Genomic DNA, 13848 nt, shown 5'->3' with positions numbered 1-13848 from the left:
CTCGAATCGTGATGGCTGCGGAGCCAAGCGGGCAGAAATCTGCTCAGTCCGCGTAGACACATCCGCCGCGATCTTCTGCTGCGGCCGGTCACGACAACGAGAACCTTGAAGAGGTCGTTCTGAGCCCCACCCTACGGCACGGGCGAAGCCGCCGCGCCCGTGACGATCTTCACGTCCGGACAGCTGGACGCGCTAGAGATACTGGCCGGCGTAGAAGATCAGCGGGGCGTCGTCGGCCGCCGCCGGCGTTACGGCCGCCTCGAGGACGGCTCCGAACAGGACGAGGTGGTCGCCGCGGAGCAAGGTCTCGTCGACCCGGCAGTCGACGTGCCCCAGGCTGCCTTCGATGACGGGCGCTCCGGTGCGGCCGGGGCGGGTGGTCAGTCCGGCGAAACGGTCCTGCCCGGGGCGTGCGAACGTCTCGCTCAACCGGCGCTGGTCACGACGCAGGAAGTTGACCACGAAGGACTCGGCGCGCGTGATGGCCTGCCCGCTGCGTGAGCCGGCGTCGAGGCAGACCAGGACGATGGCGGGTTCGAGCGAGACGCTGGTGAAGGAGTTCGCGGTCAGCCCCACCGGGCCGCTGTCGCCGGCCGCCGTCACGATCGTGACGCCGGTGGCGAAGCGGCCGAGCGCCAACCGCAGCGGATGATGCTTCCGCACGGCTTTCGGCATCGTCGACGAGGACACGTCAGGCCACCTGCACTGCCGTGTTCCGCAGGATGCGGGCGTGCAGCATCCGGAGCTCTTCGCAGGGATCGACTCCGACCTCCTGGCGCAGTCGCCGGTCGATCTCGTAGTACGCCGCGAGTGCCTCGGTCTGCCGGTCCGATCGGTACAGGCACGTCATCAGCTGCAGCCAGAACCGTTCGCGGAACGTGTACCGGCCGACCAGTCCGCGCAGCTCGGACACAAGTTCGCGATGCCGGCCGAGCGAGATCTCCAGCTCGCAGCGTCGCTCGCGGGCCAGCAGCAGCTCCTCCTCGAGCCCCGGAATGATGTCGGCCTCGAGTGCCGGGCCCCGGACGTCGCAGAGAATCTGGCCGTGCACCAGACCGAGCGCCTGGCGGAGGTGCTCGGACTCCTCGAGTGCGTACCGGGCCGGTTGCCGCTGAGCCAGCTGACGGAAGCGGATCAGATCGACCTGGGTCGGTTCGATGTCGAGCTCGTACCCGCCGGACCCACTGCGAACGATCTGGCCGAGCCCTGGCCGGCCGCGGTCGAGCGCGTTCCGGACGCGGGTGATGCGAGTCTGCAGGGCGGACTTCGGCCGCTGTGGCAGGTCGTCGCCCCAGAGCCGGTCGATCATCTCCTCGGTGGAGACGAGCTCGCCGACCCGGACGAGCAGGATGGCCAGCAGGACACCGTTCTTCCCGGTGGGCACCTTCAGCTTCTGCTGGCCCAGCAGGAGCTGTAGAGGACCGAGGACCCGACAGTCCAGGTCTTTGGCAATCTGCGCACGTGACACCAATTCACTCTCCCCAGAGTCAGGCGGCCGCAGCCGCCAGAGTGCTTCCTCAGCAAACAGCGTGCTTATCAAGATTGGGGCTACGGCTGGCCAGGCGACCTCCTGGCAGAGCTGCGACGAGTCACGCCTGGACCGGGACGGCGGACACCGCCTGGTTGAGCAGCCGGTACGACGCTGTCCTGGCGGCGAGGTCCTGAATCAGAGTGAGCGCCAGGATCTCCTGGCACCCCGTGCTCGCGACTAGCTCGGTGACCTGGTCGCGGACCGTGGCGAGGTCACCGATCAGGTGGGTCCGTAGATGCTGGGTGACGGCCAGCTTCTCGCGTGGATCGAACCGGTACGACGCGGCTTCCGCAGGCGGCAAATTCGGGCCGTTCCGGCGGCCCCGGAGCAACTCCGCGACCACCACCCGGGTCGGCCCGGCGAGGTGGTGTGCTTCGGCCTGCGTCTCGGCGACGATCGCGGATGCGGACAGCGCGGCCCACGGTTCTGCCGACCAGGCGGTCGGGCGGAACGACTCCCGGTACGCGGCGATCGACTCGACCACGCCGACCGGCCGGACGTGGTAGGCGTACGCGAACGGTACGCCGAGCCGCCCCGCCAGCTCACCGCTTGCGGGGCTCGCGCCCAGCACCCAGAGACTCGGCCGGGAACCGGACGCCGGCACTGCCAGGATCGTCGTACCGCTGATGTCGCCCATCACCTCGCCGCCCGCGCCGCGCAACAGCAGGTCGGACAGCTCCTCGACAAGTGGCTCGAACTCCGCGCCCGGCCGGCGATGCAGCGCCGCCGCAGTGACAGGGTCGGTGCCGGGGGCTCGGCCGACGCCGAGATCGATGCGGCCCGGATGCAGCGACTCCAAGGTGCCGAACTGTTCGGCGACGACGAGCGGGGCGTGGTTCGGCAGCATCACGCCACCGGAGCCGACCCGGATCCGGGACGTCCGGGCGGCGATGGCCGCGACCAGGACCGGTGGTGCACAGCTCGCGATGAACGGCGCGTTGTGGTGCTCGGCCACCCAGTACCGGCACAGGCCCAGCGAGTCGGCCTCGACCGCCAGCCGCACCGAGTCGTGCAGTGCGTCGGCGGGGCGCTGGCCCTGCCAGATGGGGGCTGTGTCCAGCACTGACAACTGCACCGACATCCGTTTCTCCTCAGCCTCGATTCTCCGCACCCTCGATGACGGGCGATCACCGTCCCACTACAACACGCGAGCGGGCCGGACAAAAGCGCGGTGCGGGTCGGTGAAAGCGATGTGAAAGTGCCGCGGGGGATTTGTGAACGGATTCCGAAGCAGTCGGTCGCTAGGTTGGTTTTCGAAGTCGCCGATTGGCAATTCTGTCAATTGGTCTAATCGCGAATCGCGTACTGGAGGCAATGATGCTTGCTTACGAGCCGCCCATGCTGACCGAGGTCGGCAGCTTCGCCGAGGTGACCCTGGGCCGTCCGACCTGGGGCTTCGAAGCCGACTGGACCTGCGTCATGCTGTGCTGATTTCACTCAGCTCCGCAGGTCGCGGAACCTAGGCACAGTGGGGTGCCGGTGCCGATTTCTTTCGGGACCGGCACCCCGTCCGGCAATTAGTCACCGGATGGCCCGGCATTTGCTGACAGTCCAGCAATTGCTTCGCGATTGGTCCGGTTAGACCTCTTTCGGGGAGCGGCGATGACTTTCCTGATCTTTCCAGACCATGCGACCGGGTCGCAGCTGGCCGAGTCTGTCGACCGGCCGCCCGGCACCCAGGTTCTGTCCCATCCGGTCAGCGGACGCCCCTGGCTGATCGGGCAGCTTCCTGCCAAGGCACTCACCGTCCATCGCGGCCGCGATCGGTGCCTGGTCACCGTCGGCGTCACCGAGGCGCCCGCTGACGCCCAGCACGAACTGGACGGGCTGTCCGCACCGGCTGCGGCCGACGCCCTCGCGCGCCGCTTCCCCGGTGATCGGCACGTCCTGCTCTCGATGGACGGGCTGGTGCGTGCGCAGGGCACACTCTCGTCAACCCGCCAGTTGTTCGTCGTTCGGTACGACGGCGTCGACATCGCGGCCGACGATCCCGAACCGCTGATCCGGCTGACCGGTGCGAGCGTGGACGACGATGCGATCCCGGCCCGGTTGCTCGCGCCGTGGACCCCGTGGCCGTTCACCGACCAGGTGATGTGGCGCGGTATCGAGGCCGTGCCGATGGGCGAGCGCCTGGACTGGGATCGCTCCGGCCGAGCTCGCCGTACCCAATGGTGGTCGCCGCCCGAACCCGAACTCCCGCTCGAGCAGGCTGCGACGGCAACCCGGGCAGCCCTCGCCGAGGCGATCCGGGTGCGCGCCGCCCACACCGATCTCAGTGCGGACCTGTCCGGTGGACTCGACTCCACCTCACTGAGTTTCCTCGCCGGCCGCCATCAGCGCGGCATGATCCTGACGAGCTGGGAAGCCGCCAACCCGGCAGACGAGGATCAGTTCTGGGCCGCACGGGCTGCCCAGCAGTTGTCCGGTATGCATCAAGTGATGAGCCTGCAGGACGCGCCGGCCTGGTTCTCCGATCTCGATGGTCATGGGGAGTTGGAAGGCCCGTTCGCGTGGATCCGCACCCGCGGCAAGTTGCGCTACCAGGCCGAGCTCCTCGCGTCCCGCGGTTCGAAGCTGCACCTGACCGGTCATGGCGGCGACGAGCTCTACACCGCGACGCAACTCTTCCTTCCTGCGTTGATGGACCGGCCACTGCGTGCGCTGCCGTACATCAAGGCCTACCGGGCCGTGCACCGCTGGCCGTGGCGCGAGACCGTCACCGAGCTGAACCGGTCCGAGTCGTTCGCCACCGGATTGCGCCGTACGGCGTCTCTGCTCGACAAGCCGATCGAGCAGTACCTCCGCAAGCCGGAGTTCGGCTGGGGGATCGGCTACCGGATGCCGATCTGGTCCACCGCGGACGGCCTCGAGGCCGCTCGCCGCCAGCTGCACCGGACGGCCGGCGAAGATCCGCAGCCGATGTCGCCGCATCGTTGGGTGCACGCTCTGCTGCAGGACGTGCGGCTGTGTGGCGACACGATCCGGCGGGTGTCGCGGTGGACCGAGCGCAGTGGCGTTGCGTGGCACGCGCCGATGATCGATGACGCCGTCGTCGAGGCCGCCTGCTCGGTCAGCGCCTGGGATGTCGCGATGCCGGACCGGTACAAACCCTTGCTGGCCGAGGCGATGCGCGGTGCGGTCCCCGACGAGTTCCGCCTCCGCCGGACAAAGTCGGAGTACAGCGCCGATGTGTACGCCGGTGTCCGGCGGATGCGCCCGCAGCTACTGGAACTGTGCGAGGACCTCGAACTGGCCCGGCGTGGTCTGGTCGACGCGGATCGATTGCGCGATCTCGTGATCCGGCCGCCGCAGTCGTCGTTCGCGTTCATCCCGTTGATCAGCACGCTCGCCGTCGAGTCCTGGCTGCGCACCGTCTCCAGCCGCCCGGCCCAGAACTCGGCCCAGAAGAACGAACAACTGACCCGCCAAGGAGGTCTGGGATGAGGTACACGCTGGCGCCCGGGATGAGTTGGACCGACACCGACGAAGGGATGGTGCTGCTGAACGAGAAGTCCGGCAGCTACCTGACCCTGAACCGCACCGGCGCGACGGTCCTGCACGGGATCCTCGACGGCAAGAGCCCCGACGAACTGATCGCCACCCTGCAGGCGTCGTACCCGGACGCGTCCGAGCGGATCGCCGCCGACGTCGGCCAGTTGATGACGTCGTTCGAGCAGGCGGGGGTGTTGCGGCCATGACGATGCCGGTGACGTTGGAGCACGGTCTCCCGGTCGGCCGCTGGGACCGGCTACTCGGCCGGATCTGTGTCGCGGCGGCGTTCGGACTCATCAAGCTTCGGCCGGCCACGCTGCGCCGGGTGATGTCGACTGTCCGGATCGGCGCGCGCCCCGCAACCGAGACCGATGCGTACGCCGCTCGTTCGGCCGTCGTTGCGGTGAGCGTGACGTGTGCCGGTCAGGGCTGTCTGCCGCGATCGGTCGCGACGGCGTTGCGCTGCCGGCTGTCCGGCACCTGGCCGCACTGGTGCACCGGCGCGCTGACCGAGCCGTTCCGTGCCCATGCCTGGGTCGAGGTCGACGGGCAGCCGGTCGGTGAACTCGATGACGTGAAGCACTTCCGCAAGTTGATCGAGGTAGCCCCGCGGGGAGGACGCCATGACTGAGTTCGTTGCGGTGTCTGCCCGCGCGTTCCTGGCCTTGGTCTTCATCACTGCTTTCGCCGGGAAAACCCTTACGCACAACGGGTTTCGTGGCTTCGCCCAGTCGGTGCAAGGGCTGGCTCGGCTGAAGTCCGCCCGGTCTGCCGCGATCCTCGCCGGGATCGTCGTCAGCGGTGAAGGGCTCGCGGCTGCGCTGCTGGTCTCGCCGATCGCACCCCGGCTCGGGTTCGTGATCGGCGGGCTGATGCTGTTGCTCTTCACCGGTGTGGTGATCCGCTCGGTCCGGGCCGGCATCTTCGCCGAGTGCCGGTGTTTCGGTGGCCGCGGCGCGATCATGAGTACGGCGATGGTCGGCCGCAACCTGGTCTTCCTCGCGATCGCGGTGGCCGGCGTCGTCGTACCGGTCGCCCCCGTCCTTGGCAACCTGCGACTGGCGCTGCCCGCGCTCGCCTTCGGGCTGCTGCTGGCGTTCCTCATCATCCGCTACTACGACGACTTCGTCCGGCTGCTGCTGCGCCGGCACGCGACGGCGTGAGCGGCCGTGATCGAGGTCGAGCAACTGAGTAAGCGGTACGGCGACACGCTCGCGCTCTCGTCGGTCGATCTGTCCGTCGCGGCGGGCCAGGTGCTCGGGCTCATCGGTCACAACGGCGCGGGGAAGACGACGCTGGTCGAGATCCTCTCGACGTTGGTGCGGCCCTCAGCCGGTACGGCGCGGGTCGCGGGTGCTGACGTGGTCGGGTCGCCCGGTCGTGTCCGGCGCTCGATCGGCCTGACCGGGCAGTTCGCGACGGTCGACGACACCCTGTCCGGAACCGGGAACCTGGTCCTGCTCGCCCGGCTCAGCGGGACCGGGCGGCGGGCGGCCCGGGTGCGGGCCGCTGAACTGCTCGAACAGTTCGGCCTCACACAGGCAGCGGATCGACGGGTCCGCACGTATTCAGGCGGCATGCGGCGCCGGCTCGACCTCGCGGCAAGCCTCGTCACCGCCCCCGCCGTACTGTTCCTTGACGAGCCGACCACCGGACTCGACCCGACCAGCCGGCGTGCGGTCTGGGAACAGGTCGCCCAACTCGCGGAGCGGGGGACGACGATCCTGCTCACCACCCAGTACCTGGAGGAGGCCGACCAGCTCTCCGACCGGATCGTCGTACTGGCCGGTGGACGGGTGGTCGCCGGTGGTACGCCGGCCGATCTGAAACAGCAGGTGGGTCGCCGCGCCATCGTGGTCCGGCTGCCACCTGGTGCTCCGGTCGGACGTGTCATCGAGCACCTCGCCGGACGCGGACTCGATGTTGCCCAGCGCAACGAATCTGCCGAGCTGACCGTCGTGGACGCGTCCTCGGCAACGATCGTCCAGGTGGTCCGTGCGCTCGATGATCTCGGGATCGAGGCAGAGCGTCTCGAGGTCGCCGAGCCGAGTCTCGACGACGTCTTCGCAACGCTGGGGGAGGCCCGATGACCGCCGTCACCGTACCTCGCGCGCAGCCGGTCGCACGGACGCCGGTGCGCACGGAGCCGGCCAGCGTCGTGACACAGATCCTCGCGCTGTCCGGCCGTTCCCTGCGCGGCGTGGTCTTCGAGCCGCGCACGTTGATCGTGACGCTGCTCGGCCCGATCCTGCTCGTGAGCGTGCTCAGTCAGCTGCTCGGCAGCCTGTCCACGGCGATCAGCTTCCCGGCCGGCACCCGGTACGTCGACTTCGTCGTACCGGCGATCATGATCACCACGGCGCTGCAGTCGGCGCTCGGCCTGATCATCAGTCTGCTCCAGGACATGCGCAACGGCCTGATCAACCGGCTCCGGACGATGGCGATCTGGCCGGGTTCGGTGCTCGTCGCGCACAGCGTGGCCGGCCTGGTTCGCATGGTCCTGCAGCTGACCGTGCTGTCCGTGTTCGCCGCGGTGGTGCTCGGCTTCGACCCACCGGGCGGCATCCTCGGTACGGCGGCCGCCGTCGTCGTCTCGACCGCGGTCAGCACCGGCCTCGGCTGGATCTTCATCGCCCTGGCCTGCCAGCTCCGCCATACCGAGCTCGTGCAGGCCATCTCCGGCACAGTCACCTTCCCGCTCATCGTCGCCTCGAACGCCTTCGTCCCGGAGGCCGGCCTACCCACCTGGCTGCGTCACGTCGCAGCCTTCAACCCGGTGTCCCACAGCATCACGGCCGCCCGCGAACTGGTCCTCGGCCACGCGCCCGTCGGCCAGCTACTCGCTGCCCTTGCCGGTGCCGCCGTCATCACGATCGCCGGCGCCACTGTGGCGACCCGGGGCCTGAGTCGACCCGGCTGAGGCCCTGACCAGACCGGATTCGTAGGCGGCGATCACCAGTTGGGCCCGGTCGCGGGCGTCCAGCTTGGTCAGTAACCGGCTCACGTAGGTCTTCGCGGTCAGCGGACTGATCACCATTCGTTCGGCGAGTTCACCGTTACTCAGGCCGCGGCCGATCAGCGTCAATACCTCGCGTTCCCGCTTGGTCAGCGCGGCCAGTGCGCCGGGCGCGGGACCGGCCGGATCGGGTTGCCTCAGCACTCGTTCGATCAGTGCCTGGGTTGCGCCGGGCGACAACAGTGCCTCGCCGGCGGCGACGGTACGGATGGCGGCCAGCAGTTGCGCGGGTTTGGTGTCCTTGACGAGGAACCCGCTCGCTCCTGCACGCAACGCGGCCACCACGTTGTGGTCGCTCTCGAACGTGGTCAGGATCAGCACCCGGACACCGCTCAGATCCTCGTCGGCCGCGATCGTGCCGGTGGCCGTGATCCCGTCCGTCCCCGGCATCCGGATGTCCATCACGACGACGTCGGCCCGGGTCGACCGGACCAGCGCGACCGCCTCGTCGCCGTCGGCGGCTTCACCGACGACGTCCATGTCCGGTGCGGAGCGGACGAGCATCGCGAAGGCGCTCCGGACCAGCTCCTGGTCGTCGGCCAGCACCACCCTGATCATCGCGCTCCCGGCGTAGGTACGGTCACCGCGACCCGGAATCCGCCGTACCGGGCGTCGCCGGTGACCAGCTGACCACCGACGGATTGCGCCCGCTCGTTCATCCCCGCGATGCCGTAGCCGGCCGTGCTGCCGCTGTCGGACCTGCCCCGGCCGTCATCGGTGACCTCGAGCCGAACCTCCTCGACGTCGTACTCGAGCTGCACCAGTGCCTGTCGAGCGTGCGCGTGCTTCACCACGTTGGTCAGGGCCTCCTGCGCGATCCGGTAGAGGGTGATCTCGACGGCTGCCGGCAGCGGCCGGCTGGTGCCACATACTCGCAGTTCGACCTGTACGCCGACGGCCGTGGTGACCGCTGCGAGCCGGGCCAGGCCGGCGAGGTCCGGCGTCGGGTGCCGATCCACGTCGGCCTCGTTGCCACGGAGGACGTCGAGGGTGGTTCTCAGCTCGGCCAGTACGCCGCTGCTCGCGTCCGCCACCGTGTGCAGCGACTGCGAGATCGGCGCGAGCGTCGGATCGTCGGTGCGCTCGTCGAGCAGATGAGCGGCCACCCCGGCATGCGAGTTGATCACGACGATGTGGTGGGCCAGGACGTCGTGCAGGTCGCGCGCGATCCGCAGCCGCTCCTCGGCGACCCGGCGCTCACTCGTCTCCGCGAGCAAGGCCCGGTGCAGGCGCATCGCCTGGCCACCGACCGCGGCGACGGCGAACCAGCCCAGCGGGCTGATCACCTCCGCGCCGATCGATTCGTTTTGCGGGACGCTCGCGCTCACCAGGACTCCGGCGACGCTGATTCCGACCATCGCCAGCGTCGAGACGCGGGAGGTGGTCAGGGAGACCGTGTAGATGAGGACCACCGCTACCGGGAGCATGATGTCGTGCGTGTAGTTCAAGGCGTGGTAGACCATCTGGACGGCCAAACAGAAGACCAGCGCCTGGATCGGGTAGCGGCGTCTGACGAGAACGGGCGCGGTCGCCAGGGCCAGCAGGGTGATCCCGAGGGCGTCGAGTTGCTTGTCGTCGAGCCAGTGCCGCGGCAGGGCGAGGACGGCGGCCACCGGCAGGAGCAGCAGCGCCGCGGTCAGCAGCAGGTCGCCCCTGCCGATTCCCCACCGCCTCGATCCCACCATGGCCACCGTCCCCATCCCTCAGCTCCGTTCCTCGCCGACCAGCACCGACTCGTCCGGGACTGCTGCCGGTTGCGGGTTGTCCGCAGGGCGGCTCGGCCACCAGATCCATCGGCGCAGACCCACCATCATCGGCGCCAGCAACGCAGGCGCTACCAGCAGAGTCTGCAGCAGAACCCCGACGGCGACCACCACTCCCATCTCCACCATCGGCACGAACGGCAACGACGCCAGTACCGCGAAGGTTGCTGCCAGCACCAATCCGGCCGACGCGATCACCGGCGCGGTGGCCCGGACCGCCCGCTGGGTGGCGACCGTCGTACCGAATTCCTTGCGGTCCTCGGCGATCCGGGCGACCAGGAAGATCGCGTAGTCGACGCCGAACGCCACCAGGAACACGAACACCAGCACCGGCAGCGTCGGCTCCACGCCGCCGAACCCGAGCACGTTCTCGAACACCAGCGAGCCAAGTCCGAGCGCCGCGAGCCACGACAGCACGACCGCGGCCACGACGAGCAGCGAGGCGACCAAGGATCGGAGCAGCAGGAACAGAACCAGCAGCACCACGGCGAGAACGAGAGGAATCACCAGCTTGGTGTCGGCGGCGCTCGCCTCCTGTACGTCGACCCGCTCCGCCCCTTCGCCACCGACCAGCGCCGCCGGCGGCAGGTCGGCCCGCAGTCGCTTGATCACGGCCGCTTCGGCATCGCTGTCCGGCTGAGCCGCCGGTACGACGTCGACCAGCGACCAGCCGTTGCCCTCCCGCTCGGTTTCCGCTGACACCACCTTGTCCGTCGCACGCGCCACAGCGAGCACCTGTGCCACCTGATCGGTCGGAGTCGCAACGGTGAAGGGCCGGCCACCCTCGCCCGGGTAGGCCCGATCAAGCGTCGTGAATCCCGTCACCGACTCCGGAGTACTGGTGAACGAGTCGGCCTGTTTCAGGTCCGTCGAGAGCCCGAGCACCCCGAGTCCCAGCAGGCCGAGCGCCAGTGCGGAAACTCCGGCCGACAGCAACGGCCGGGCGAAGACCCACCGCCACCAGTCGCGGCCGGCGGGCGCCGTACTGGCCAGGGCAGGGACACGCGGCCAGAAGACCTTGCGGCCCAGCGCCGTCAGTACGGCGGGGAACAGCGTCAGCATGGTGACCAGAGTCGCCAGGATGCCCAGCGCACCGATCACCCCGATGCCGGAGATGTCGTTCATGTCGGCCACGAACAGGCAGCCCAGGCCGAGGGCGACCGTCGATCCCGACGCGAGGATCGCCGGTCCCACACTCTTCAGCGCGGCGCGCATGGCGGCATGGACGTCGCCGTGGTGGCGCAGTTGTTCGCGGTATCGCGCGACGATCAGCAGCGCGTAGTCGGTCCCGGCGCCGAACACCATCACGATCATGATCGAGGAACTCTGCGTACTCACCGTCAGGTCCAGCGCACCGGCGACGACCCGGACCAACGCCATCGACAGGTACGCGGCGGCCCCGACTGTCAGCAGCGGCACCAGCCAGAGGAACGGGCTGCGGTAGGTGATGATCAGCAGGAACGCAACGACGATGACGGTGACCAGCATCAGGGTCGTGTCGATCCCGTCGAACACCGCGTCGACGTCCGCGTCGATCGCGGCCGGGCCGGTCACCTCGGCCCGCAGACCGCTCGGCCGGTCGGCGGTGACCGCCCGGACCCGCTCGACGAACTTGGCGATACCTGCATCGGTCCCGCTCGCCGGCTGGCCGACGGCGTACATGAGCGCCGTGCCGTCCTCGGAGGGCACGGGTGGCATGTCGACCTCGAACTCTCCTGCCAGTACGGCGTGCTGCCGCGTCACAGCCTCCTTGTCCCCGGCGGCGAGACCGCCGTCGCGGTGATAGACGACGATCAGCTCGTCGTCCTCGGAGCCGGGGATGCGGTCCTCGACCTGATGGACGCGCGTCGACTCCGCACCGCCGGGCAACTGATCGGTGACGTCGTCGCTCTGCACGTCACCGAGCCCCGCGGCCAGCGGAAACACCGCCACCAGCAACAGCAGCCAGACCCCGACCACACCCCATTTACCCCGCCGCCCAGTCGGCAACGTGAACATGAAAACCTCCCCTGTCTGTGGACCTCGAACACTGGCCCAGCAGGGCGGGGTGAAACGTCCGCCCCCAGTGGACAGTCCGCAGTACTCCCGTGGTGGACAGCTGTGATCCACGCCCTAGGGATTTAGTTGGACGTCCAGCTAATTTGGCGGACATGTCCTTGGTCGAGGAGTCCCCGGTTCTGACGCATGTGCACGGTCGTGCGGGTCACCTGGTGCTGAACCGGCCGCGGGCGATCAACGCGCTCACGCACGAGATGGTGACGATCATCCGCCGGGTACTCGACGAGTGGGCCGCGGATCCCGCCGTACAGACTGTTGTGCTGACCGGTAGCGGTGAGCGGGGTCTGTGTGCGGGTGGCGATATCGTGTCGATCTACCACGACGGGATCGCGGGCGGTACGGCGTCGGCGGCGTTCTGGGCGGACGAATACCGGCTCGATGCGGAGATTGCGGCGTACCCGAAGCCGTTCGTCGCGGTGATGGACGGGATCGTGCTCGGCGGCGGGATCGGGCTGTCGGCGCACGCGAGCATCCGGGTCGTCACCGAGCGATCGAAGGTCGGTATGCCGGAGACCGGGATCGGCTTCTTCCCGGATGTCGGCGGCACATATTTGCTGTCGCGGGCGCCGGGGGAGCTGGGCACGCACCTGGCTCTGACGGCCGGGCTGGTCGGCGTGGGTGATGCGATCGCGGTCGGGCTTGCGGACTGGTATGTGCCGAGCGATCGGTTGCCGGATCTCCTTACTGCACTGGCCTCCCAGGACGCGGCGGCTGCGGTGGCTTCGTTTGCTGATCCGGTGCCGGAGTCCGCGCTGGTCGGCGATCGGGAGTGGATCGACCTGGCCTACGAGGGCGACGACCTGGTGAAAATCCACAGTCGGCTGCTGGAGTCCGACGTACCGGCTGCGCGGGAGACCGCGGCGGTGTTGCTGACGAAGTCGCCGACCTCGTTGAAGGTGACGCTGCGCGCACTGCGGGCCGCGGCCGATCTGCCGTCGTTGCCGGCTGCGCTGGAGCAGGAGTACCGGTTGTCGGTGCGGTTCCACGGTTCGCATGACTTCATCGAGGGGGTGCGGGCGCAGGTGATCGACAAGGACCGCAATCCACAATGGTCGCCGGCGACGTTCGACGGTGTCACCGACGAATCGGTTGCCGCCTTCTTCGCCTGACAATGCTGCGCCGCTCTCGACGCGCCGGTCTCGGGTGGCGTTGTGGGTGCGACTGCTGGAACGCTGATTTTTCATGACTGACTACGAAACGATCCTGGTCGCCCGCGACGGGCGGACGGCGACGATCACGCTGAACCGGCCGAAGGCGCTGAACGCGCTGAACGCCGTACTGATGAACGAGGTCGTCGACGCTGCGACCGAGCTCGATCGGGACCAGGGGATCGGGGCGATCGTGATCACCGGCTCCGAGCGGGCGTTCGCCGCCGGCGCGGATATCAAGGAGATGCAGGCTCAGTCGTACCAGGACATGTTCCTGTCGGACTGGTTCACCGCGTGGGACCGGCTGGCCGCCGTACGGACGCCGTTGATCGCGGCCGTCAGTGGCTATGCGCTCGGCGGTGGTTGTGAGCTGGCGATGATGTGCGACCTGCTGATCGCCGCCGACACCGCCAAGTTCGGCCAGCCGGAGATCACCCTCGGCGTCATCCCCGGCATCGGCGGTTCCCAACGCCTGACCCGGGCGATCGGCAAGGCCAAGGCGATGGACCTCATCCTCACCGGTCGCTCGATCGGCGCCGACGAGGCCGAACGCGCCGGCCTGGTCTCTCGCGTCGTACCGGCGGATGCCTTGCTCGACGAGGCGGCGAAGGTTGCCCACAAGATCGCGGAGATGTCGCTTCCTGCCGTCTACGTCGCCAAGGAAGCCGTCAACCGCGCCTTCGAAACCACCCTGACCGAGGGCATCCGCTTCGAACGCCGCACCTTCCACGCAACCTTCGCCTTCGCCGACCGCACCGAAGGCATGACCGCCTTCATCGAAAAACGCCCAGCGAAGTTCACCCATCATTAGGTCACCCATCATTAGGCGCCCCCACGAGG

General features: G+C 68.7%; 15 protein-coding genes and 1 pseudogene. 10 read left to right on the top strand and 6 right to left on the bottom strand.

Annotated features, from left to right (window positions below):
- Positions 1 to 192: 192 nt before the first annotated feature.
- The 3 genes from E1261_RS07795 to E1261_RS07785 all read right to left on the bottom strand — a co-directional run bounded on the left by E1261_RS07795 (position 193) and on the right by E1261_RS07785 (position 2612).
- On the bottom strand, positions 193 to 690 hold the full coding sequence (locus E1261_RS07795) for a flavin reductase family protein (RefSeq protein WP_132404143.1): 498 nt from the start codon (positions 688 to 690) through the stop codon (positions 193 to 195).
- A 1-nt stretch (position 691) separates the two neighbouring features.
- Positions 692 to 1468, bottom strand: a complete 777-nt coding sequence (locus E1261_RS07790) for an AfsR/SARP family transcriptional regulator (RefSeq protein WP_132404138.1) — start codon at positions 1466 to 1468, stop codon at positions 692 to 694.
- A gap of 121 nt (positions 1469 to 1589) precedes the next feature.
- Positions 1590 to 2612: an LLM class flavin-dependent oxidoreductase gene (locus E1261_RS07785; RefSeq protein WP_132404135.1), complete on the bottom strand. Its 1023-nt coding sequence runs from the start codon at positions 2610 to 2612 to the stop codon at positions 1590 to 1592.
- Positions 2613 to 2848: 236 nt separating this feature from the next.
- Here E1261_RS07785 and E1261_RS07780 point away from each other — a divergent pair, with 236 nt between their 5' ends.
- From E1261_RS07780 to E1261_RS07750, 7 genes are all read left to right on the top strand, one after another.
- Entirely contained in the window at positions 2849 to 2962 is a 114-nt protein-coding gene (locus E1261_RS07780) for a lasso RiPP family leader peptide-containing protein (protein WP_202874461.1), read from the top strand.
- Positions 2963 to 3133: 171 nt separating this feature from the next.
- A complete protein-coding gene (locus E1261_RS07775) occupies positions 3134 to 4975 on the top strand; it encodes an asparagine synthase-related protein (RefSeq protein ID WP_132404132.1) in 1842 nt (613 codons plus the stop codon).
- Positions 4972 to 5229, top strand: a complete 258-nt coding sequence (locus tag E1261_RS07770) for a lasso peptide biosynthesis PqqD family chaperone (RefSeq protein WP_132404129.1) — start codon at positions 4972 to 4974, stop codon at positions 5227 to 5229. The genes E1261_RS07775 and E1261_RS07770 overlap by 4 nt, the downstream gene beginning before the upstream one ends.
- Positions 5226 to 5654, top strand: coding sequence for a lasso peptide biosynthesis B2 protein (locus E1261_RS07765; RefSeq protein WP_132404126.1), 429 nt, complete (start codon positions 5226 to 5228; stop codon positions 5652 to 5654). Before E1261_RS07770 ends, E1261_RS07765 begins: the two co-directional genes overlap by 4 nt.
- Positions 5647 to 6186, top strand: coding sequence for a MauE/DoxX family redox-associated membrane protein (locus E1261_RS07760; protein ID WP_132404123.1), 540 nt, complete (start codon positions 5647 to 5649; stop codon positions 6184 to 6186). Before E1261_RS07765 ends, E1261_RS07760 begins: the two co-directional genes overlap by 8 nt.
- Before the next feature lie 6 nt (positions 6187 to 6192).
- On the top strand, positions 6193 to 7113 hold the full coding sequence (locus E1261_RS07755; RefSeq protein WP_132404120.1) for an ATP-binding cassette domain-containing protein: 921 nt from the start codon (positions 6193 to 6195) through the stop codon (positions 7111 to 7113).
- Positions 7110 to 7943, top strand: a complete 834-nt coding sequence (locus tag E1261_RS07750) for an ABC transporter permease (RefSeq protein ID WP_132404117.1) — start codon at positions 7110 to 7112, stop codon at positions 7941 to 7943. The genes E1261_RS07755 and E1261_RS07750 overlap by 4 nt, the downstream gene beginning before the upstream one ends.
- Here E1261_RS07750 and E1261_RS07745 read toward each other — a convergent pair.
- The 3 genes from E1261_RS07745 to E1261_RS07735 are packed head-to-tail and all read right to left on the bottom strand — an operon-like array spanning position 7860 to position 11800.
- Positions 7860 to 8597, bottom strand: a complete 738-nt coding sequence (locus E1261_RS07745; RefSeq protein WP_165952415.1) for a response regulator transcription factor — start codon at positions 8595 to 8597, stop codon at positions 7860 to 7862. The genes E1261_RS07750 and E1261_RS07745 overlap by 84 nt on opposite strands.
- Positions 8594 to 9739 (bottom strand): sensor histidine kinase, encoded by a 1146-nt coding sequence (locus E1261_RS07740; RefSeq protein WP_132404114.1) that lies wholly within the window; start codon positions 9737 to 9739, stop codon positions 8594 to 8596. The genes E1261_RS07745 and E1261_RS07740 overlap by 4 nt, the downstream gene beginning before the upstream one ends.
- Before the next feature lie 3 nt (positions 9740 to 9742).
- On the bottom strand, positions 9743 to 11800 hold the full coding sequence (locus tag E1261_RS07735) for an MMPL family transporter (protein ID WP_132404111.1): 2058 nt from the start codon (positions 11798 to 11800) through the stop codon (positions 9743 to 9745).
- 152 nt (positions 11801 to 11952) lie between these two features.
- Between E1261_RS07735 and E1261_RS07730 the strand changes: the two genes are divergently transcribed.
- From E1261_RS07730 to E1261_RS07720, 3 genes and pseudogenes are all read left to right on the top strand, one after another.
- Positions 11953 to 12969 (top strand): enoyl-CoA hydratase/isomerase family protein, encoded by a 1017-nt coding sequence (locus tag E1261_RS07730; protein WP_132404108.1) that lies wholly within the window; start codon positions 11953 to 11955, stop codon positions 12967 to 12969.
- 12 nt (positions 12970 to 12981) lie between these two features.
- Positions 12982 to 13050, top strand: a pseudogene (locus tag E1261_RS47080) (NAD(P)-binding domain-containing protein); the annotation flags it as partial.
- Positions 13043 to 13819 (top strand): enoyl-CoA hydratase, encoded by a 777-nt coding sequence (locus tag E1261_RS07720; protein WP_132404105.1) that lies wholly within the window; start codon positions 13043 to 13045, stop codon positions 13817 to 13819. The pseudogene E1261_RS47080 and the gene E1261_RS07720, both read left to right, overlap by 8 nt.
- Positions 13820 to 13848 lie beyond the last annotated feature (29 nt).

Source organism: Kribbella albertanoniae (assembly GCF_004348455.1).
GTDB classification, from domain to species: Bacteria; Actinomycetota; Actinomycetes; order Propionibacteriales; family Kribbellaceae; genus Kribbella; species Kribbella albertanoniae.
Note: the sequence above shows the minus strand (reverse complement) of the source record. Positions and strands in the feature narration are given on the sequence as shown.

Coding starts and splice junctions, on each gene's coding strand:
- E1261_RS07765 (WP_132404126.1), top strand. CDS start 5,226: ATGACGATGCCGGTGACGTTGGAGCACGGTCTCCCGGTCGGCCGCTGG.
- E1261_RS07750 (WP_132404117.1), top strand. CDS start 7,110: ATGACCGCCGTCACCGTACCTCGCGCGCAGCCGGTCGCACGGACGCCG.
- E1261_RS07740 (WP_132404114.1), bottom strand. CDS start 9,739: ATGGGGACGGTGGCCATGGTGGGATCGAGGCGGTGGGGAATCGGCAGG.
- E1261_RS07745 (WP_165952415.1), bottom strand. CDS start 8,597: ATGATCAGGGTGGTGCTGGCCGACGACCAGGAGCTGGTCCGGAGCGCC.
- E1261_RS07720 (WP_132404105.1), top strand. CDS start 13,043: ATGACTGACTACGAAACGATCCTGGTCGCCCGCGACGGGCGGACGGCG.
- E1261_RS07730 (WP_132404108.1), top strand. CDS start 11,953: ATGTCCTTGGTCGAGGAGTCCCCGGTTCTGACGCATGTGCACGGTCGT.
- E1261_RS07770 (WP_132404129.1), top strand. CDS start 4,972: ATGAGGTACACGCTGGCGCCCGGGATGAGTTGGACCGACACCGACGAA.
- E1261_RS07760 (WP_132404123.1), top strand. CDS start 5,647: ATGACTGAGTTCGTTGCGGTGTCTGCCCGCGCGTTCCTGGCCTTGGTC.
- E1261_RS07735 (WP_132404111.1), bottom strand. CDS start 11,800: ATGTTCACGTTGCCGACTGGGCGGCGGGGTAAATGGGGTGTGGTCGGG.
- E1261_RS07780 (WP_202874461.1), top strand. CDS start 2,849: ATGCTTGCTTACGAGCCGCCCATGCTGACCGAGGTCGGCAGCTTCGCC.
- E1261_RS07785 (WP_132404135.1), bottom strand. CDS start 2,612: ATGTCGGTGCAGTTGTCAGTGCTGGACACAGCCCCCATCTGGCAGGGC.
- E1261_RS07775 (WP_132404132.1), top strand. CDS start 3,134: ATGACTTTCCTGATCTTTCCAGACCATGCGACCGGGTCGCAGCTGGCC.